Below are 19,746 nucleotides of genomic sequence, written 5' to 3' on the forward strand. Positions count from 1 at the left end.
CGCCACGAGCCCGTCCCGGACGCCGGGACGGGCTCGTCGGCTGTCGGCGGACGGCGAGGGTCAGTCGACTCGGGGAGACTCGGTGCGGCCGCGTTTGAGTTCGTAGAAGCCCGGCGTGGCGGAGACGAGGAGGACGCCGTCCCAGAGGCGGCCTGCGTCCTCGCCGCGGGGGACCGGCGTGACGACCGGACCGAAGAACGCGTTGACGTTGCCGTCCGGTCCGGGAACGTGGATTGCGGGAGTGCCGAGGTTCTCGCCTACCGGGTCGAGGCCTGCGTGATGGCTCGCCCGTAGGGTCTCGTCGTGATCGCTGGTGTCGGCGGCTTCGGCCAGGCCGCGGTCCAGACCGACCTCGTCCAGCGCGCTTACATAGAGGTCGCGGCCGATCGGCGTCTTCTCGTGGTGGATGCGGTTGCCCAGCGCGTTGTAGAGGTCGCGCAGGACGGACGGTCCGTACTTCTGCTCGGCGGCGATCGCCACGCGGACCGGACCGAGGGTGTCGGTGAGCCACGTCCGGTACCAGTCCTCCAGGTCCTCGCGGCCGTCGTTCAGCAGCCAGAGGCTCATGACGTGGAAGCGCACCTGCACGTCGCGGACGCGTTCCACCTCCAGCAGCCAGCGCGAGGCGTTCCATGCCCAGGGGCACTTCGGGTCGAACCACATGTCGACGGTGGTCAAAGGGGTGCTCCAGATCGTCCAGATTCTCGGTGCCGCCAGTCAACGCCCTACGATCGGCGTCCAGTAGTGCCAATTCCCGCCCATCTCGACAGGCCAATCGCGATCGACCTGCACATCAGCCTGGACGGCCCCGGAGACTTCGCGTCCCGCATCCACCGGCAGCTCCTGGACGCGATCCTGGACGGACGCCTGCGTCCGGGCGAGCGCCTGCCGCCGACCCGCGAACTTGCCCGCCGCCTGGACGTCTCGCGCAACACCGTCTCGATCGCCTACGAACGGTTGACCGCCGAGGGCCTGCTCGTCGCCCGCGTCGGGTCCGGCACCTTTGTCGGGCAGGCTCCGGTGGGACGCGTCCGCGAGGTTCCCGAGGGCGACGCCGTCCGGGCGCGTCCGATCTGGGAGGCGCTCGCCGAGCCGCCGGGCGAGCCGGGAACGCCCGCCTACGACTTCCGTGTAGGCACGCCCGATGCGGCGCTGTTCCCTCTCCCGGTTTGGCGGCGGCTGGTCACGGCGGAGTGGCGCGTCTCGACCATCGGGGCCGCCGGATACGGTGACCCGGCCGGGCATCCCGCGTTGCGCGAGGCGATCGCTCGCCACACGGGCCTCTCGCGATCGGTTCGCGCACGCGCCGAGGATGTGCTGGTGACCCAGGGAGCTCAGCAGGCGTTCGATCTCATCGGACGCGTCCTGCTCGAACCCGGCGACGTCGCGGCCGTCGAGGATCCCGGCTACCCGCCGGTCCGGCGCCTGTTTCGCTCGCTCGGCGCCCGCGTCGTGCCCGTCCCCGTCGATAGCGAAGGCATCGACGTGGCAGCTCTTCCGGACGGCGCGCGCCTGGTCCACGTGACGCCCTCGCACCAGTTCCCTCTCGGTACGCCGATGTCCCTGGCCTGTCGAGCCGCCCTGCTCGACTGGGCCGGGCGCCACGACGCCGTGATCATCGAGGACGACTACGACAGCGAGTTCCGCTTCTCCGACCGGCCCCTCGATCCGCTCCACAGTCTCGACCGCGCCGGACGCGTCGTTTACGTCGGAACCTTCTCGAAAACCCTTCTGCCGATGCTGCGCGTCGGTTTTCTCGTCGCGCCCGCCTCGCTGCAACCGGCGTTGCGGACGGCTCGACGGCTCTCCGACTGGCACGGCGACCCCGTCGCCCAGGCGGCCCTCGCGCGGTTCATCGACTCGGGAGAATTGCCCCGTCACGTCCGGAAGGCGACCCGGATCTACGCTGCTCGACACGAACTGATCGTCCAAGCCTTGGACGGCGACCTGTCCGCCTGGCTCGATCCGGTGCCCTCGACCGCCGGGCTTCACCTGTGCGCGCTGCTCAAGCCGGACGTTCCGGTCGATGTTCCGTCAGTGCTGGCCAGGGCGGGGCGGCTGGGCGTCGCCGCCGAAAGCCTGATGAGCTACGGCGACGACGGCTCTCCCTCGGGAATCGTGCTCGGCTACGGCGCCATCCCGACCGACCGTGTGCCCGCAGGACTCGCCCTTCTCGCTCGGGCCTTCAGAGAGGCCGCGGACGGCCCGTCAGGCACGCGCACGGGAACCACCCGGCCCGGCTCGGGACGGGCGGGCGGCGCGATCAGCCGATCTCTTCCAGACCCTTCTTGAAGACGCGGTCGGCTTCGTCCTTGGAGACGTCGCGGCCGGTCAGGTCGTGGCGCGCGTCGCGGAACCGGAAGGCGTAGCCGCCGGCCGGCAGGTGGCAGATCTCCCACCAGTTGCCGTCGAGGTCCTGCAGGTAGAAGGCGTAGGTGCCGTGCTGGTCGACCGGTTTGGTCATCTTGCGGATGCCGTACTCGTCCTTGACCGCCGAGATCTTCGCGTGCGCCTCGTCCACCTCCTCGCGGGTGGCGAGGTCGATGCCGTTGTGCCCGAGGAGGGGCATCTCGTGCTGCGCGGCCTTCGGCGTCTCGACGCACACGTAGACGTGGTCGCCGCCCAGCCGCACCATCATCGCGATCGGCGCGTGCTGGATCACCTCCAGCCCGAGGACCTCCTCGTAGAACCGCCGCGACGCCTGGAGGTCCACCACCTCCAGCGTCCCGTGCGACAGGAACCGCGTCTTCAGCAACGGTTCCCTCTCCGACCGCCGAGTGATGCCCGCCATGTTTCTCCTTCTGCTGGATGTCTTCAAACCGAAGAATGGAGGGTTGGTTGGCCGCTGGCCAGCCTTTCGGACTTGTGCGCCACCCCAACCCGCTGGTTGGCCGGATGCGGCCACCGTTTGTGCGAGAAGCGCCCCTCGATCGTGCCTTCGCACTGCAATCGAACGACTACGGTGAGTGGCATGGGAGATCGAGCGCATTACGTGATCAAGCAGGCCGGAGCCTGGACGCGGCACTACTCGCAGTGGGGCGGCGCCTCGATGGCGGCCGACTTACTGCCCGGCCCCGCCGAGGCCACCCGGTTCGCGGGGCTCCAGGCCGAGACCGAAGGGTGGACCGACGACGCCATGTGCGACGGGGCGGCGCTGATCGACCACGACGAGCGCCGGCTGCTGTGGTTCGGGGACGTGCACGGGGACGCCGCGTTCCGCGAGGCCGCGCTCGCCGTGCCGGCCCGCACCTGGCCCGGCTGGCGGGTCGAGTGGGCCTACGACGGCCTCGGCGAGATCGTGGCGGCGCTGGGCGGTGACCCGGCGGCCGTCCGCGCGCCCCGCACCCTCAAGGTGCCGGCCGACCTGCGGACGGTCGGCGAGTTCGTGCGGGGCGGGGGTGGCCTGAGGGGGCGGGGGCGACGTGCGGGGCGGGGGTGGCGTGCAGGGCAAGAGCGGCGTGCAGGACGGGGGTGGCGTGCAGGGCGCGGGTGGTGCGCAAGGCGGAGGTGGCGCGGGGGTGCGGGCGTATGTGACGTGCTCGTGGGAGGCGCACGTCATCGACCACGGGCCGGAGGCGCTGGAGCGGTCGGGCCGCCAGGTGACGACGCCGGTGGACAACTCCATGCTGCACCGCCCCATCGACCTCGCCCCCGCCGCCGCGTCCCACGTCAGGCAGGTGATCGCCGAACTCACACCCTGATCCGCGATCGCGGGCACCTCGCGCGGAAAGCGCGAAGCCCGCCTCGCGAGGAGACGGGCTTCGGTGAAACGCGCTGCTGGTGGGCGATACTGGGATTGAACCAGTGACCTCTACCGTGTCAAGGTAGCGCTCTCCCACTGAGCTAATCGCCCGGAACGTCCACCCCAGAGGGTGGGCCGGAGAGCGGAAGACGGGATTTGAACCCGCGACCCTCACCTTGGCAAGGTGATGCTCTACCCCTGAGCCACTTCCGCGTGTGCTGCTCGGGCCTTCCCTTCCGGGGCGGTCCCTCGCGGCGACAGGGAAAAGATTAGCGTGGATTCCGAGTGGATGTGACATCGGGGCCGTGTTGATCAGCGGGGGCGCGCTGGCCGGCGGCGCCGCGCCGATCACTGGATCCGCGTCGATCAGCGGAACGTGTCGATCAGCGGGACGTGTCGAACAGTGGGCGTGTCGATCAGGGGGGCGATCAGCGGGGGCCGGGCCGGCGGCGTCCGGTGGTGAAGCCGTTGCGGGCGGCGTAGGCGGCGAGGTCGTGCCAGTCGTCGCCGGTGTGCGGGTGGGGCTCCAGGCAGCCGCGCGTGTCCGGCCTCGGGACCTTGTACTGCGGGGCGTGCGTGTTCGGCTCGGCGTGGAAGTCGAGCACCTCGGCGATGTTGCGGGCCGCGGCGTCCCGGACGGACAGGGGCGCGAGGCCCCAGCGCCACTCGATCGCCTTCAGGACCGAGGTGTGGTCGTAGACCTCGTGCGCGATCGCGTGCCGCCGGGCGCGCGGGGAGATCAGGAGGCAGGGGACGCGGAAGCCGCGCAGGCCGGTGCCGAGGTCGGGGCGCGGGTCCGGGCCGGCGGGCGGCGGGACGTGGTCGAAGAACCCGCCCCACTCGTCGTAGTTGATCACGAAGAGGGTGCGGGGCCAGTTCGGGGAGGTGGTGACGGCCGTGTAGACGTTGTTCAGGAAGTGCTGGCCGAGGCGGATGTCGGCGAGCGGATGCTCGTCCTCGGACATCCCGGGCAGCAGTTCGCCGAGGAAGCCGGGCTCGACGAAGCTGACGGCGGGCAGGCGCCCGGCCTTCGCGTCCGCGTAGAACTCGGCGATGTTGCGGCTGATGTCCAGGTGCTTCAGGCCCCAGAGCGCGGTGAACGGCACGTCGCTGAAGTAGTAGCGGCAGGAGACCCGCTTCGCCTTCAGCCGGTCCCAGATGGTGGTGAGCTGGGAGATCGTGAAGGTGTTGGAGATCCGGTCGGTCTGCGCCGCGTGCTGGAAGATCCGGTTCGGGAAGGTGGAGGACATGACCGCCGGGAAGTAGCGGTCGCAGACCGTCCAGTCGCGGGCGGCGTGGCCGTGGAAGCCGAGGTCCGGGCCCTTGAAGTAGCCGATGGAGAACACGTCGTTGTTCCCCGCGCGCAGCCAGCCGTCGCACGCGCCGCCGTTGTACTCGGTGCGTCCGCCCGCGTAGGAGTGGTCGGGGTCGTTGAACCCGCATCCCCACGGGACGGTCAGGTGGTGCGTGGCGTGCTTCTCGCCCTTGGCGTCGGTGAAGGTCAGGCCCTCCTGCCTGCCGTCCGCGCCGGGCAGCCAGCCGAGGTAGTGGTCGAAGGAGCGGTTCTCCATCATCACGACGACGATGTGGTCGATGCCCGACTTCTCCGGCGCGGGCAGTGCCGCGACGGGGGCGCGGGTGGAGGCCGACGCCCCGGCCTCGGTCCCGCCCGCCGCCAGCACGGCGGCGGCGCCCGCCGTCCCCGCGAGGAACCCGCGCCGCGTCAGGTCGTCGATGCCCATGGGACTCCCTCCACTCACCGGACCGCCTGAGGAGTATCGCCACGTATGGGGCACGAGCGGAAGAACAGGTCTCGAATGCCGAAGAACAAAAACCCGAAAAACCCTCACCCGAATCGCGGGCCGCGCGCTTTGCCACACTGGGGGTGTGGGAGACAGCGACGCGGCCGCCGAGGCGGCGGCGAGGATCGGCACGGTCCGGAACGGGCCCCCGAGCGCCCGTCTGCGCCTCGCCGCCGCCTTCTACCGGGGCCGCCACGCGCGCTACGGCCGCGCCGAACTGAGCTTCCTGCGCTGGACGATCGCCCGCGGCGTCCTCAACCCGCCGGACGGCGACCCGCCCGGAAGCCCGTGGTGGCGCGCCGTCAACGAGCACCTGCTCCGCGACAAGACCGAAGCCGCGCTTCTCGACGGCACCCCGGCGGCCAATCCCCGCGTCGCGCTCTGGCAACGGTTCCTGCGCAGGCCGTCCCCTGCAGCCTGGTACCGCGCCCACAATGCCAGCGTCGTCGCCGGATACTTGGAGAACCTGCATCTAGCCCTGGCCGAGCTGCCCGCCGAGCGCTTCATGATGAACGTGGCGCTCATGCGCGTCCTCTACACGCACGCCATGGTCGCCCGGCCGCGCCTGGCCCTCGGCACGCTGGCCCCGCTCGGTCCCCTCCTCGGCGATCCGCGCAAGGGAACGGTCGGCTTCTTCCTCGACCTGCGCCGGAGCTTCCCCGAGCGCTACCCCCTCACCGGCCTGACCGCCGAGACGCTGATCCACAGCGAAGGCGGCCTGCCGCGCCTCCTCGACTACGGCGTGATCAACCAGCGCGCCGCCGCCCTGTACCGCTTCTCCGCCGCGTCCCTGCACGAGCCGAGGATCGCCGACCTCCACCACGACGGCCTCCCCAGCTACGCCTGGCCTCCCGACCGCCTCTCCATCTGGCCGGACGGCGACACCCGCACCCGGATCCTCCGCCTGGCCGCCCGAGCAACCCGCCCCTGAACCCATTACGAGCTTCCAAGGGTTCGGCGGTGCTTCGAGACCGCGACGCGGCGTTCGCGAGGGCGGCGTGGCGCCCGTGAGCCCGGCGCCTCGGCCTCTGTGAGTGCAGGCGTGCCTGGGACGCGGTCGTCGTCCACGGTGTGGTCGGTGCCCGCGAGTGCGGCGCGTCGTGAACCCGGCGCTTCATTCGTCAGCGCGTGGCGGCGTTCGTGGACGCAGCACGGTGACCTTGCGCAGCCGGTGACTCGAGTGCGGCAGGGGGGGCTGTGAGCGCCGGGTGTCGGCCGTAAAGCTGGGGCGGCGGTCGGTAGCGAGGCATGGCACCGGCGAGGCCGGGTGTCGGGCGTGAGTGTGGGGTGGCGTGCGGGAGCGCTGGTCGGGGGCTGGGAGTTCTCGGAGTGGGGTGGGGCGTTCGGGCGGTGGCGGGTGGTGGTGAACGCGGCAGGCCTGGTCAGCCAATACGGTGTTGGATCATGGAGCTTGAGGCGATCTGTGCGCGGGTGGACGGACTGCTCGAACTTCGGCGGGCGGCGGAGGCGGCCGAGCTGCTGCGGGGCGCGGTGGCCGAGTATCCGGACGCGATGCCCGTGTGGCACCGGATCGCCCACGCGCAGTTGCTTCTGGGCCAGTTCGACTTCGCCGCGTCCGCCGCGCAGAGGGTGATCGAGCTCGCCCCGGAGCATCCGGACGGCTACATCATGAGGGGCTACCTGCACAGCCTCCAGGACCGGCCGGTCCAGGCGGCCGAGTTCCTGCGGCAGGCGGTCCGCGTCGCGCCGGAGATGTGGCAGCCGCACGTCGAGCTGGCCCGGGCGCTGCTCAAGGTGCGCGGCATGGAGGCCGAAGCGCTGGACGTGGCGGGAACGGCGGCGTCGCTCGCCCCAGAGGAGGCCGTCCCGCACGCGGTGTTCGGGGAGGCGCTGCTGCGCGCCCAGAAGCCGCAGGAGGCGCGGGCCGCGTTGCAGCGCTCGCTGGCGATCGACCCGCAGGACGCGGACGCGCTGCGGCTGCTCGGCGAGGCCGAGATCGAGGCCGGCCGGATGGTGACGGGCATCCACCGGCTGCGGGACGCCACGGTCGCCGACCCCCGCGACGCCGAGATCCCGGCCAGGATGCAGAGCGCGGTGCTCAACCCGACCGGCTGGGTGGTGCTCTTCGCCGCGCTGAGCACGATCGCGCTCCAGATCTGGTTCCTCGCCAAGTGGACGCCGGGTCCGGAGGCCCTCGGAGCCGTGCGGGTCGTGGCCTGGGTGTCCCTCGGGATCCTGATGCTGCTGGGCACGGCCATCGGCGCGCGGGTCGCGCAGCTCGATGCGAGTGTCAGGGCGCACGTCCTGCGCGCGTTCATCCGGAGGGACAACGGCCGGACGTCGCTCGCGGTGGGCTCGTTCTCCCTCGTCTTCCTGCTGGTCTTCGGATTCGCGCCGACGCCGGTCATGCGCGTCTTCGCGTTCGTGCCCGTCCCGTTCGAGGCCTTGCTCCTCCTGGGCGCCGTCACGCTGCTCGTGCCGGGCCTGCGTCTTTCGGCCCGCCAGGCGAGGAAGGCCCGCAAGCAGAAGGCCGCCGCGCAACGCCAGGAGGTGCGCGAACGTCTGCACTCGAACCGCTGAGGCCCGCGAACAGCTGGCATGCGGGATCAGAGAAAGCCGCATGGGAACCGAAGCCCGTGAGCGCCGGAGTCGCACGGCCGAGCGCGACCGTCCGAGGGGTGGCATCAGAGCTGGCGGGTGCGTTTCAGGTAGGCGAGTAGTTCGTCGTAGGTGCCGTCGGCGTTGCCGAACATCGCGACGTTCTTGGCCGTCTGGAACCAGGGGCCGGTGCTCGGCCGGATCTCGGCGAGGGCGGTGCGGAAGTGGTGTTCGGTGATCGGACGGCGCTCGCCGAAGCTGATCGCGTCGGCCAGGGCGAGTTCGGCGGCCGAGTCGACCAGGTGGACCAGGTCCGCGCCGGAGAAGCCGTCGGTGGCCTTGACCAGCAGGGGGATGCGGACGTCGCCCACCGGACGGTCCCGGAGCCCGGACCGCAGGATCGCCGCCCGGGCCTCGTCGTCCGGCGGGAGGACCAGGACCATCCGGTCGAACCGTCCGGGACGGCGCAGCGCGCTGTCCACGTCCCACGGGTGGTTGGTCGCGCCGAGGACGAACACGCCGTCGTTGCGTCCGCGCACCGAGTCCATCTCGGCGAGCAGCGAGTTGACGATCGTCCGCAGCCAGCTGCTGTTCCGCAGGTGCGAACGCTTCTGGCCGAGCGCGTCGAGCTCGTCGAAGAACAGCACGCACGGCGCGTTCCGCCGGGCGGTCTCGAAGAACTGCCGGACGTGCCGCTCGCCCTGCCCGACGTAGGCGTCGAGCACGTCGGCGATCTCGACGGGGTAGAAGCTGGCGTTCATCTCTCCGGCCAGCGCCCGCGCGATGAACGTCTTGCCGCATCCGGGCGGTCCGTAGAGCAGCAGGCCGCCGGAGGGGTTCTTGCCGTAGGCGCCGGCCAGTTCGGGTGTGCGCAGCGGGCCGAGGAAGGAGATGTTGAGCCGCCGCTTGACGTCGTCCATGCCCGCCACGTCGTCGAGCCGGAGGCGTTCGGGCTCGTCGACCGGGTCGTCCTCGAACGCGTCGCCGCCCAGCTGGCGCTCGGCGAACGCCCAGTCGAACGGCTGCTCCGCGGGAGCGGGAGGAGGAGAAGCGGGCGCGGGCGGCTCCGCCGGGGCGGACGCGCCGTTGAGCGCGGCGGTGATCTCCTGGAGGAGCCGCAGCGCCTCGGGGCTCGCGGGGTCGGCGGAGACGGCCCTCGTGCAGTGCTCCAGCGCTTCGGCCGCGCGTCCCCGCTGGAGCAGCATCTCGGCGACGTGCACCCGCAGCGCGGCGTTGCCGGGATCGGCCTCCACCGCCCTGAGCAGCCCGCCCATCAGGGGATCTTCGTCGACCATGCACTCGAAACTATCACCGGGTCACAACTCGGCGATCTTGCCGTCCTCGACGCGCAGCCGCCGCGTCGTGCGGACGGCGTCGAGCATGCGGCGGTCGTGCGTGACGAGCAGCAGCGTGCCCGTGTAGGAGTCGAGCGCCGATTCGAGCTGCTCGATCGCCGGAAGGTCGAGGTGGTTGGTCGGCTCGTCCAGGACGAGCAGGTTGACGCCCTTCGCCTGGAGCAGCGCGAGCGCCGCCCGCGTCCGCTCGCCGGGCGAGAGCGTTCCGGCCGGCCGCAGGACGTGTTCGGCGCGCAGCCCGAACTTCGCGAGCAGCGTCCGGGCCTCGGCGACCGTCATCTCCGGCACGGCCGCGCCGAACGCGTCGAGCAGCGCCGCGTCGCCGAGGAACAGCCCCCGCGCCTGGTCGATCTCGCCGACGAGCACGCCCGGCCCGAGCGCGGCGTGGCCCTCGTCCACCGGGACGCGTCCCAGCAAGGCCCCGAGCAGCGTCGTCTTGCCCGCGCCGTTCGCGCCGGTGATCGCCACCCGGTCGGCCCAGCTGACCTCCAGATCGACCGGCCCGAGCGTGAAGGACCCGCGCCGCACGACCGCGCCGCGCAGCGTCGCCGCGACGGCGCCCGAACGCGGGGCCGCGGCGATCTCCATCCGCAGCTCCCACTCCTTGCGCGGCTCGGCGACGACCTCCAGCCGCTCGATCGCCTTCTCGGTCTGCCGCGCCTTGGCCGCCTGCTTCTCGCTCGCCTCGGACCGGAACTTCCGCCCGATCTTGTCGTTGTCGCCCGCCTTCCGGCGTGCGTTCTTGACGCCCTTGTCCATCCACGCCCGCTGCGTCTGCGCCCGCTCCTTCAGCGAGGAGAGCTTGCCGGCGTACTCCTCGTAGTCGGCCCGCGCGTGCCGCCGCGCGACCTCCCGCTCGGCGAGGTAAGCCTCGTACCCGCCGCCGAAGGCGTTGACCTGCTGCTGCGCGAGATCCAGTTCCAGGACGCGCGTGACGGTCCGGGCCAGGAACTCGCGGTCATGGCTGACCAGAACGGTCCCGGCCCGCAGTTCGGAGACGAACCGCTCCAGCCGCTCCAGGCCGTCCAGGTCCAGGTCGTTGGTCGGCTCGTCCAGCAGGAACACGTCGTACCGGCTCAGCAGCAGCGAGGCGAGCCCGGCCCGCGCCGCCTGCCCGCCCGACAGGGCCGTCATCGGACGGTCGAGCTCGACCGTGAGCCCCAGCTCCGCCGCGACCTCGCCGGCCCGATCGGACAGATCGGCGCCGCCGAGCGCCAGCCACCGCTCCAGCGCCTCGGCGTACGCGTCGTCCGCGCCCTCGGCCTGCCCGACGAGCGCCTCGGTCGCCGCATCGAGGTCGGCCTGGGCCTGCGTGACGCCCGTCCGGCGTCCGAGGAACGCCTCGACGGTCTCGCCGGGACGCCGCTCGGGCTCCTGCGGCAGGTACCCGACCAGCGCGTTCGGCGGGCTGAGCCGCACCGACCCGCCCTCCGGCGCGTCCACCCCGGCGAGCAGCCGCAGCAAGGACGACTTTCCGGCCCCGTTGACGCCGACCAGCCCGACGACATCGCCGGGAGCCACGACGAGATCGAGCCCGGAGAAAAGGAGCCGGTCCCCATGCCCGGCGGCAAGGTCCTTGGCGACAAGAGTGGCACTCACACCGCAAACGCTACCGTCGCGACCAGCGCACCCGTGCGGAGCGAGGCCCGGCCCGGCACCGGGAAGTCCCTGGAAAACGCCGGGCACCCGTCCCCGAAAAACACTGCGGGCCACCGCGACGGCGCGTATACGCCGGCCACGATGGCCCGTCACGTGGGCGATACTGGGATTGAACCAGTGACCTCTACCGTGTCAAGGTAGCGCTCTCCCACTGAGCTAATCGCCCGCAGAGGTGGAGACGGGATTTGAACCCGTGTACACGGCTTTGCAGGCCGTTGCCTCGCCTCTCGGCCACTCCACCAGAGCGAGGCCGTGCTCGGCCTCTCAGAGCGGAAGACGGGATTTGAACCCGCGACCCTCACCTTGGCAAGGTGATGCTCTACCCCTGAGCCACTTCCGCGTGCCCTCCGGGTTCCCCCGGCGACAAGAGAACATTAGCGTGTCCGCGCCGCTTCCCCAAACCGGATTACCGAAGGACGCTTCGACGGGCGTGGAAGCGTCGTCGGCCTAGGCTCGGGGGCATGAGCTTGGCCTATGACTCCGACATCGCGCCGGTGGCCGCCTTGATGGCCGACCGGGCGCGGGCGGCGATGCTGACGGCGCTGCTGGACGGGCGGCCGCTGGCCGCCGGGGAGCTCGCCCGGGTCGCCGGGGTGAGCCCGCAGACGGCGAGCGCGCACCTGGGGAAGCTGCTGGACGGCGGCCTGGTGAGCGTGGTCGCGCAGGGCCGCCACCGCTACTACCGGCTCGCCGGGGACGAGGTCGCCGCGGTGATCGAGGCGCTGAGCCGGATCAGCCCGGACGTCGAGGTGCGGGGGCTGCGGCAGTCGCGGCTCGCGCGGCGGCTGCACACGGCCCGGACCTGCTACGACCATCTCGCCGGGGAGGCCGGCGTCGCGCTGTTCGCGGCGCTGGTGGACGGCGGCATGATCGAGCCGGACGGCGGCCGGCCGGTCGGGACGGGCGTCCCGTACGCGACGACCGAGAAGGGCGAGCACCGGTTCGAGGAGATCGGGCTGGACGTGCCCGCGCTGCGCCGCGGGCGGCGGCGGTTCGCCGGGGCCTGCCTGGACTGGACCGAGCGCCGTCCGCACCTCAACGGGGCGCTCGGCGCGGCCCTGACCGGCCGGTTGATCGAGCTGGGCTGGTTCGAGCGCGGCCGGGAGCGGCGGGCGCTGACCGTCACCGAGGACGGCCTGCGGGGGCTCGCCGACTCCTTCGGTTGCGTGCTGACGGCACACTAGGGGCATGTTCGCGCACGTCGGAGGGATGCTGGCGACCGGGCTCGCCGAGGTGACCAGCGATCCGGCGGCGCTGGACTCGCGGGGCTGGTGGGCGGTCGTCGTCAGTTACGAGGGCAAGGTCACCTGCGCGCGGTTCGAGGACGTCCGGCCCGCGCCGCACCCGGACGGCCCGTGGCGTCCGCCGGGGGAGTGGCGTTCGTCGCTCGACCGGGACGAGTACGTCCGCGGCGTCGAGCGGATCCGGGCCGAGATCGCGGACGGCGTCGTCTACCAGGCGAACCTCTGCCGGGTGCTGTCCGCGCCGCTCGCGGACGGCGCCGACATCGCGGGCCTCGGCGCGCGGTTGGCCGAAGGCAATCCGGCGCCCTACGCGATGACGGCGAGCCTTCCGGGCATGGCGATCGCGTCCGCGTCGCCCGAGCTGTACCTGGCGCGGGACGGCCGGACGGTCACGTCCAAGCCGATCAAGGGCACCGGGCGTACCGAGGCCGACCTGCTGCCCAAGGACCGCGCCGAGAACGTCATGATCGTCGATCTCGTCCGCAACGATCTCGGACGGGTCGCGGCGGTCGGGTCGGTGAAGGTGCCGGAGCTGCTCGCGCTGGAGGAGCATCCGGGGCTGGTGCACCTCGTCTCGACCGTCCGGGCGGAGCTGGAGCCGGGCGCGGGCTGGCCGGAGCTGATCGAGGCGACCTTCCCGCCCGGCTCGGTGACCGGCGCCCCGAAACGCAGCGCGCTGTCCCTGCTCGACGAGCTCGAACCCGTGCCGCGCGGCCCGTACTGCGGGGCCGTCGGCTGGGTGGACGCGGACGCGGGACACGGCGCGCTGGCGGTCGGCATCCGGACGTTCTGGGCCGAGGACGGCCTGCTCCGGTTCGGGACGGGGGCCGGGATCACCTGGGGGTCCGACCCGCTGGGAGAATGGCGTGAGACCGAGCTGAAGGCGGCCCGGCTACTGGAGGTGGCATCAGGTGAGCGGTGAACGGGCGAAGGTGTGGGTCAACGGGGCCCTGCTGGACCCCGAGCAGGCGGTCGTGTCGGTCTTCGACCACGGCGTGCTGGTCGGGGACGGCGTGTTCGAGACGGTCAAGGCGGTGCGCGGGGAGCCGTTCGCGCTGACCCGGCACCTGCGGCGGCTGGCGCGGTCGGCCGCGGGGCTCGGCCTGCCCGCGCCGGACGAGGCGGCGCTGGCCGAGGGCGCCCGCGAGGCGCTGGCGTCCGCGCCGGACTGGCCGCTCGCCCGGATCCGGATCACCTACACCTCCGGTCCCGGCCCGCTCGGTTCCGCGCGCGGCGACGAGGGCCCGACGGTGACGATCATCGTGGCCGAGCAGCACCCGTTCCCCGAGACCGCCGACGTGGTCGTGGTCCCGTGGAAGCGCAACGAGCACGGCGCGCTGGCCGGGCTGAAGACGACGTCCTACGCCGAGAACGCCCTCGCGCTGGCCTACGCCAAGGAGCGCGGGGGCGGCGAGGCGATCTTCGGGAACCTCGCCGGGAACCTGTGCGAGGGCACGGGCAGCAACGTCTTCGTCGTCCTGGACGGCGAGCTCGTCACGCCGACGCTGGAGTCGGGCTGCCTGGCGGGCGTCACGCGCGAGCTCGTCCTCGAATGGTGCGGCGGCGTCGAGGGCGACCTGCCGCTGCCGGAGCTGTACCGCGCCGAGGAGGCGTTCCTGGTGTCCACGACCAGGGACGTGCAGCCCATCCGCAAGGTGGACGACACGGTCCTGCCCGCCGCGCCCGGCCCGGTGACCCGCAAGGCGATGGAGATCTTCGCCGACCGCTCCGCCGAGCGCTCCGACCCCTGACGCCTGACCCCTGACGCCTGACCCCGGGCCGGATGGCCGCGGGCCGGTGCGTGATCGCGCGCGGGACCAGTGATCGCGCGCCCGTGACCCCGGCGCGGACGAATCGATGATCGCTTAGGTCTTTACGCCGTTCGTCTCATCGGTCACGTTAGCGGTGACGCCCTTTTGGAGGTCACCGTGGACATCTCCGGACGGCCCACACGCTCCCGACCTGCAAGCTCCCGACCTGCACGCTCCCGACCCGGCTCCCTGCTCCCGGCCGCGCTCGCCCTCATGACGGCGGGCGCGGCTCTCTCGTCCTGCGGGGGCGGTTCGTCCTCGACCGATCCGCAGCGCAACGCCAAGGCCAAGACCCTCACCCTCACCATCGCCCGCAACGCCATCGTCGGCGGCAAGAACGACGCCGAGGCCGAGTGGCTCACCAAGACCGTCATCCCCGGGTTCACCGCCGCCGAGAAGGCCAAGGGCCTGCACGTCAAGGTCGTCTACCACGGCTACGGCGTGGACGACGAGGCGTACAAGACCAAGACCGCGCTCGACCTGAAGTCCAAGGCCGGGGCCGACATCGTCAGCCTGGACGGCATCTGGGTCGGCGAGTTCGCGCAGGCCGGGTACATCAAGCCGCTGTCCGACGTGGTCGGCGCCCGCGCGGACGGCTGGGACGGATGGGGACAGATCAGTCCGTCGGTCCAGCAGTTGGGATCGTTCCAAGGCAAGCGGTACGGCATCCCGCCCAGCACCGACGGCCGGGTGCTGTTCTACAACAGGAAGCTGTTCGCCCAGGCCGGGCTCCCGGCGACGTGGCAGCCGACGAGCTGGAACGACGTCCTGGCCGCCGGGCGCGCGCTGAAGAAGCTGCCCGGCGTCACCCCGCTCCAGATCAACGCCGGGACGGCGATGGGCGAGGCGACCACGACCCAGGGCGTCCTGCCGCTGCTCGCCGGGGCGGGCGCGGAGATCTACGCGAACGGGAAGTGGACCGGCGGCGGGACCGCGATGAAGCAGGTCCTCGGTCTCTACCAGCAGATCTACGGGCCGTCCGGGCTCGGGGACCGCAAGCTCCAGGAGGAGGCGAAGGGGCGGGACAAGTCGTTCGAGGAGTTCGCGTCCAACAAGATCGGCGTCCTGCTGGAGGGCGTCTACCTGTGGCGCGCGGTCCTCAACCCGAAGGACGGCATCGCCAAGATGCCCGACCGCGACCAGGCGGTCGGCTACGCGCTGATCCCGGCGATGGCCCCCGGCAAGGGCGTCAAGGGGCAGTCGTTCGTGAGCATGTCCGGCGGGTCGATCGCGACGATCAATCCGCACACCAAGTACCCGCAGCAGGCGTTCGACCTGCTCGCCTACCTCAACCGGCCGGACGTCGTGAAGGCGCGCATCGCGGGGAACCCCGAGGTCACCTCGCGGAACGACGTGAACGCCGAGGCGCTGAAGGGCGACCCGTTCCTGTCGTACGTCGCGCAGAAGGTGCTGCCGATCACGCTGTTCCGGCCGGGACTCGCGGCGTACACGCAGGTCTCGACGGCGCTCCAGGAGGCGACGGCGAGCGTGGTCGCCGGCCGTTCCCCGGACGACGCGGCGGCGCAGTACGGCAAGAAGCTGGAGGGGATCGTCGGTGGCCCTGCCCACGTCAACGCGGGCTGAGCCCACCAGGAGCGCCGCGGCGGACGCCACGGACGTCGTCGGCCTGGGGCGGCGGCGCGCGGCCGCGTTCGTCGCCCCGGCGCTGGTGCTCATCGTCGTGTTCCTCGTGTTCCCGGCGCTGTGGACGCTGTACCTCGGCGTCACCGACTACCGGCTGACCGGGCTCGCCGCGACGCACCCGCACTTCCTCGGCGCGAAGAACTACACCGACGTGCTGGCGGACGGCCGTTTCCGCAACTCGCTGTGGCTGACGCTGGAGTTCGTCGGCGGATCGGCGGTGCTGGGGCAGACCCTCCTCGGGTTCTCGATCGCGTGGGTGATGCGGGAGCGTCCGATGGCCGTCCGGCGGACGGTCGAGGCGCTGGTGCTGCTGGCGTGGATCCTGCCCGGCTCGGTCGTGGCGTTCCTGTGGCTCGCGCTGCTCGACCGGGACGGCGGGACGCTGAACGCCATGCTCGGCACGCCCGGCACCGCCTGGCTCCTCGACCATCCGATGGCCTGCGTCATCGTGTTCAACGTCTGGCGCGGCACGGCGTTCTCGATGATGCTCTACACGGCCGCGCTCGGGAACGTTCCGCCGTCGCATCTGGAGACGGCGAAGCTGGCCGGCGCGTCCACCTGGCAGACGCTGCGGGACGCGGTGCTGCCGAAGATCCGCGGGCACGTGCTGACGAGCCTGCTGCTGGTCAGCCTGTGGACGTTCAACGACTTCACCCCGTTCCTGATCACCGCGGGCGGCCCGGAGAACCGCTCGGAGGTCATGTCCGCCTACGTGTACCGGACCGCGCTCGGCGAGGGGCGGCTCGGCTTCGGCGCGGCGATCTCCCTGGTCATGCTGCTGATCAACCTGCTGATCGCCTTCGCCTACCTGCAAGCCCTGCGAAGGAGGCGCGCATGAGGTCGGCGCTGCGGCGGATCGCCGCGACCACGTTCGTGTCGCTCGTGCTGGCGTTCTTCGCCCTGCCGATGCTGTGGCTGGCGAGCGCGCCGTTCAACGCGAACCCGAAGATCAACGTGTCGCTCCCGAGCTTCACCCTGGAGAACTTCCGCGTCCTGATGGACGACCCGTACGCGCTGAAGTCGCTGCGCAACTCGCTGATCCTCGCCGTCGGGACGGCGGCGATCGTGGTGGTGCTCGCCGCGCTCGCCGCCTACGCGCTCAGCCGGGTCCGCCTGCCCGGCCGGGACGTGCTGCTCTACCTGCTGCTCCTGCTGTCGTCGATCATCACCGGCACGGCCGCGATGGTGCCGATCTTCCTGCTGGCGACCCAGCTGCACCTGGTCGACTCGCACCTCGGCGTGGTGCTGGTCTTGTCCGGCGGGCTGCTGCCGACCGCGATCTTCCTGCTCAAGGACTTCACCGACGCGACGCCGGCGTCGTACGAGGAGGCGGCGCGGGTGTTCGGCGCGTCGCCGCTCCAGACGCTGCGGCACGTGGTGGTCCCCGTGATCCGGCCGGGCCTGGCGATGGTGGGGATCTGGACGGTGGCGCAGGTGTGGGGCGACTTCCTCATGCCGTTCCTGCTGCTGCGCGATCCGGACAAGGCCCCCGCCTCGGTGATCATGTACACCTTCTACACCGAGGGCGGCCAGCCGGACCTGGCCCTGATCTCGACCTTCTCGCTGCTCTACTCGGTGCCCGTCGTGGCGATGTACCTGCTGGTCAGCCGCCGGTACGGGTTCCGGTTCCACGGAGGTATCAAGCGGTGACCGGAGTCGCGCTGAGCGCGCTGACCAAGGAGTACCCCGGCGGCGTCCGGGCGGTGGACGGCCTGGACCTGGCCGTCCCGGACGGCGCGTTCTTCGCGCTGCTCGGGCCGTCCGGATGCGGGAAGACGACGCTGCTGCGCACGATCGCCGGGCTGGAGACCGCCACGTCCGGGACGGTCCGGATCGGCGACCGCGACGTGACGCGGCTGCCGCCCGGACGCCGCGACGTCGGCATGGTGTTCCAGGACTACGCGCTCTTCCCGCACATGACCGTGGCCGACAACATCGCCTATCCGCTGCGCATCAAGAAGGTCACCAAGGCGGAGCGGCGCGCCGCCGCGGCCGAGGTGGCGGGCTCGCTCGGCCTGTCCGACCTGCTGGAGCGGCGTCCGGCCGAGCTGAGCGGCGGGCAGCAGCAGCGGGTCGCGCTCGCCCGCGCGATGGCGGCCCGCCCGACGGTGTTCCTGCTGGACGAGCCGCTCTCCAACCTCGACGCGCGGCTCCGCCTCGAAGCCCGCACGTTCCTGAAGAAGCTCCAGCACGAGCTGGGCGTGACGACGCTGTTCGTGACGCACGACCAGGCCGAGGCGCTGGCGATGGCCGACCGCATCGCGGTCATGGAGGCCGGGCGGATCAGGCAGGTCGGGACGCCCGCCGAGGTGTTCCGGCGTCCGGCGAACCTGTTCGTCGCGTCGTTCATCGGCTCGACGCCGATGAACCTCCTGGAAGGCCGCGTGGCGCACGGCCTGGTGGAGGCGGCCGGAGCGCGGCTGCGCCCGCCCGTCCGCGTCGCGGACGGCGAGCCGGTCGTCTACGGCGTCCGGCCCGAATATCTCGACTATTCGCCGTCCCCGGTGGACGAGGCGTTCCGCGGAAGGGTCGTCGTGGTGGAGAACCTGGGTACCAGCTCATTGGTGACCCTCGAGACGGAGGGCGGCGCGCTCGTGCACGTCGTCGTCCCGGAGGGCGCCGAACCCGGACCGGGCGACGTGGGCTGGGCGAGCCCGCGCCCGGGCCGGTCACTGCTCTACCGCGAGGGGACGCTGATGACGGACGACGTGGCGGCGGCGGCATGATCCGGTTCGAGGGCGTGTGGACGCTGGAGGACCGGCTCGAACGGATCATGCGCGAGGTGCCGTTCGAGGTGCCGCCGGGGACCGCCGCGCTGACCGTCCGGCTGCGCTTCGAAGGCGGGGTGATCGACCTCGGCTGCGGCGGGCCGGACGGGTTCCGGGGCTGGTCGGGCGGCGCGCGCGACACCTACACGATCGCCGCCGACTGGGCGACGCCCGGCTACCTGCCCGGTGAGCTGGAGCCGGGGGAGTGGCAGGTGTGGCTGCGGCTGCACCGCGTCCCGCCGGAGGGCGTGCCGTACGAGGTGACGGTCGAGTTGCACGACCGCGTGCCGGAACGTCCGGAGTATCCGCTGCCGCCTGTCGTTTCGGACCGTCCGGCGCGGCGGGGCGGACTTCCCGCGCCGTCCGGTATGCGGTGGCTGGCCGGAGATCTGCACGCGCACACCGTGCACAGCGACGGGACGCTGACGGTGCCCGAGCTGGCCGACCTCGCGGTGAGGCAGGGCCTCGACTTCCTCGCCGTCACCGACCACAACACCGTCAGCCACCATCCGGAACTGCCCGGAGTGGCGAAGCGCGCGGGGATCGTCCTGGTGCCGGGGCAGGAGGTCACGACCGACTACGGGCACGCCAACGTGTTCGGCGACACCGGGTGGGTCGACTTCCGGCGTCCGGCCGACGAGTGGGACGCGCCCGGCGGCGTCCTGTCGATCAACCATCCGCTGTCCGGGGACTGCGCGTGGCGGCATCCCGTCCCGCCCGGACGGCGCGCCCGGCACGTCGAGCTGTGGCATTCGTCCTGGTGGGACCGGACGTGGGGCGCGCCGCTCGCCTGGGCCGCGCTCTGGCGGGACGACACGGTCGCGCTCGGCGGCAGCGACTTCCACGACCCCGCCCAGCACAAGTCGCTCGGCGAGCCGACCACCTGGGTGCTCGCCGAGGACGCGTCCCCGGAGGCGGTCGTCGCCGCGATCGCCGCCGGGAGGACGGCCGTGACGAACGGCCGCACCGGGCCGATCCTGCTGCGCGTCGGCGACGAGCTGCACGCGCTCGACGCCGACGGGTCCGTCCTGTGCGGGCCGGACGGGCGGCGGACGGCCGTGCGCGGCGACCGGGTGGCGCTGCCCGCGTCCGGCACCGGAACACACCGCCTCGAAACGGACAGGAACGAGGTGATCGCGCTATGCGGTTGAACGAGGATGGC

17 protein-coding genes and 5 tRNA genes are annotated in these 19,746 nt (G+C 72.0%); 12 read left to right on the forward strand and 10 right to left on the reverse strand.

Translation table 11 applies throughout. The features are described 5' to 3' along the window. Positions 1 to 60: 60 nt before the first annotated feature. On the reverse strand, positions 61 to 663 hold the full coding sequence (locus ACFPCY_RS22310) for a mycothiol-dependent nitroreductase Rv2466c family protein (RefSeq protein ID WP_378258446.1): 603 nt from the start codon (positions 661 to 663) through the stop codon (positions 61 to 63). A gap of 81 nt (positions 664 to 744) precedes the next feature. On the opposite strand from ACFPCY_RS22310, the gene pdxR reads away from it, so the two are divergent. Further along, positions 745 to 2,292 carry a MocR-like pyridoxine biosynthesis transcription factor PdxR gene (gene pdxR / locus ACFPCY_RS22315; protein ID WP_378258086.1) on the forward strand — a complete coding sequence of 516 codons (1,548 nt, stop codon included), beginning with the start codon at positions 745 to 747 and terminating at the stop codon, positions 2,290 to 2,292. Here pdxR and ACFPCY_RS22320 read toward each other — a convergent pair. Next, entirely contained in the window at positions 2,264 to 2,791 is a 528-nt protein-coding gene (locus ACFPCY_RS22320) for a VOC family protein (RefSeq protein WP_378258087.1), read from the reverse strand. The two genes, pdxR and ACFPCY_RS22320, sit on opposite strands and share 29 nt — an antisense overlap. A 727-nt stretch (positions 2,792 to 3,518) precedes the next feature. Here ACFPCY_RS22320 and ACFPCY_RS22325 point away from each other — a divergent pair. Next, positions 3,519 to 3,701 (forward strand): hypothetical protein, encoded by a 183-nt coding sequence (locus tag ACFPCY_RS22325; protein ID WP_378258089.1) that lies wholly within the window; start codon positions 3,519 to 3,521, stop codon positions 3,699 to 3,701. Between the two features lie 77 nt (positions 3,702 to 3,778). On the opposite strand, the gene ACFPCY_RS22330 is transcribed toward ACFPCY_RS22325, so the two are convergent. The 3 genes from ACFPCY_RS22330 to ACFPCY_RS22340 form a co-directional block, all read right to left on the reverse strand. Then, positions 3,779 to 3,853: transfer RNA gene (locus ACFPCY_RS22330), tRNA-Val, on the reverse strand. 30 nt (positions 3,854 to 3,883) lie between these two features. Beyond that, positions 3,884 to 3,955, reverse strand: a tRNA-Gly gene (locus ACFPCY_RS22335). 215 nt (positions 3,956 to 4,170) lie between these two features. Next, positions 4,171 to 5,484, reverse strand: a complete 1,314-nt coding sequence (locus ACFPCY_RS22340) for an alkaline phosphatase family protein (protein WP_378258090.1) — start codon at positions 5,482 to 5,484, stop codon at positions 4,171 to 4,173. Between the two features lie 145 nt (positions 5,485 to 5,629). Between ACFPCY_RS22340 and ACFPCY_RS22345 the strand changes: the two genes are divergently transcribed. Next, entirely contained in the window at positions 5,630 to 6,475 is an 846-nt protein-coding gene (locus ACFPCY_RS22345; RefSeq protein ID WP_378258091.1) for a hypothetical protein, read from the forward strand. 473 nt (positions 6,476 to 6,948) lie between these two features. Continuing rightward, entirely contained in the window at positions 6,949 to 8,085 is a 1,137-nt protein-coding gene (locus tag ACFPCY_RS22350; protein WP_378258093.1) for a tetratricopeptide repeat protein, read from the forward strand. 104 nt (positions 8,086 to 8,189) lie between these two features. Here the strand turns inward: ACFPCY_RS22350 and ACFPCY_RS22355 are convergent, their stop codons facing one another. From ACFPCY_RS22355 to ACFPCY_RS22375, 5 genes are all read right to left on the reverse strand, one after another. After that, positions 8,190 to 9,398, reverse strand: a complete 1,209-nt coding sequence (locus ACFPCY_RS22355; protein WP_378258095.1) for an AAA family ATPase — start codon at positions 9,396 to 9,398, stop codon at positions 8,190 to 8,192. Between the two features lie 21 nt (positions 9,399 to 9,419). Then, positions 9,420 to 11,057: an ABC-F family ATP-binding cassette domain-containing protein gene (locus tag ACFPCY_RS22360; protein WP_378258097.1), complete on the reverse strand. Its 1,638-nt coding sequence runs from the start codon at positions 11,055 to 11,057 to the stop codon at positions 9,420 to 9,422. A 154-nt stretch (positions 11,058 to 11,211) separates the two neighbouring features. Next, a tRNA-Val gene (locus ACFPCY_RS22365) sits at positions 11,212 to 11,283 on the reverse strand. Between the two features lie 4 nt (positions 11,284 to 11,287). Then, a tRNA-Cys gene (locus tag ACFPCY_RS22370) sits at positions 11,288 to 11,358 on the reverse strand. A gap of 27 nt (positions 11,359 to 11,385) precedes the next feature. Further along, positions 11,386 to 11,457 (reverse strand) — tRNA-Gly (locus tag ACFPCY_RS22375). Between the two features lie 121 nt (positions 11,458 to 11,578). On the opposite strand from ACFPCY_RS22375, the gene ACFPCY_RS22380 reads away from it, so the two are divergent. From ACFPCY_RS22380 to ACFPCY_RS22415, 8 genes are all read left to right on the forward strand, one after another. After that, positions 11,579 to 12,301, forward strand: a complete 723-nt coding sequence (locus tag ACFPCY_RS22380) for an ArsR/SmtB family transcription factor (RefSeq protein ID WP_378258099.1) — start codon at positions 11,579 to 11,581, stop codon at positions 12,299 to 12,301. A gap of 4 nt (positions 12,302 to 12,305) precedes the next feature. Next, positions 12,306 to 13,283 carry a chorismate-binding protein gene (locus ACFPCY_RS22385; protein ID WP_378258100.1) on the forward strand — a complete coding sequence of 326 codons (978 nt, stop codon included), beginning with the start codon at positions 12,306 to 12,308 and terminating at the stop codon, positions 13,281 to 13,283. Next, on the forward strand, positions 13,273 to 14,112 hold the full coding sequence (locus ACFPCY_RS22390; RefSeq protein ID WP_378258102.1) for an aminotransferase class IV: 840 nt from the start codon (positions 13,273 to 13,275) through the stop codon (positions 14,110 to 14,112). The genes ACFPCY_RS22385 and ACFPCY_RS22390 overlap by 11 nt, the downstream gene beginning before the upstream one ends. A gap of 273 nt (positions 14,113 to 14,385) precedes the next feature. Further along, entirely contained in the window at positions 14,386 to 15,756 is a 1,371-nt protein-coding gene (locus ACFPCY_RS22395; RefSeq protein ID WP_378258104.1) for an extracellular solute-binding protein, read from the forward strand. Continuing rightward, positions 15,728 to 16,654, forward strand: coding sequence for a carbohydrate ABC transporter permease (locus ACFPCY_RS22400; RefSeq protein WP_378258106.1), 927 nt, complete (start codon positions 15,728 to 15,730; stop codon positions 16,652 to 16,654). The genes ACFPCY_RS22395 and ACFPCY_RS22400 overlap by 29 nt, the downstream gene beginning before the upstream one ends. Beyond that, complete coding sequence (locus tag ACFPCY_RS22405; RefSeq protein ID WP_378258107.1) at positions 16,651 to 17,466, forward strand: carbohydrate ABC transporter permease; 816 nt, start codon at positions 16,651 to 16,653, stop codon at positions 17,464 to 17,466. The genes ACFPCY_RS22400 and ACFPCY_RS22405 overlap by 4 nt, the downstream gene beginning before the upstream one ends. Next, positions 17,463 to 18,542: an ABC transporter ATP-binding protein gene (locus tag ACFPCY_RS22410; RefSeq protein WP_378258108.1), complete on the forward strand. Its 1,080-nt coding sequence runs from the start codon at positions 17,463 to 17,465 to the stop codon at positions 18,540 to 18,542. The genes ACFPCY_RS22405 and ACFPCY_RS22410 overlap by 4 nt, the downstream gene beginning before the upstream one ends. After that, on the forward strand, positions 18,539 to 19,735 hold the full coding sequence (locus ACFPCY_RS22415) for a CehA/McbA family metallohydrolase (RefSeq protein ID WP_378258110.1): 1,197 nt from the start codon (positions 18,539 to 18,541) through the stop codon (positions 19,733 to 19,735). The genes ACFPCY_RS22410 and ACFPCY_RS22415 overlap by 4 nt, the downstream gene beginning before the upstream one ends. The last annotated feature ends 11 nt before the right edge of the window (positions 19,736 to 19,746 follow it).

This window comes from Actinomadura gamaensis, assembly GCF_042652125.1.
GTDB classification, from domain to species: domain Bacteria; phylum Actinomycetota; class Actinomycetes; order Streptosporangiales; family Streptosporangiaceae; genus Spirillospora; species Spirillospora gamaensis.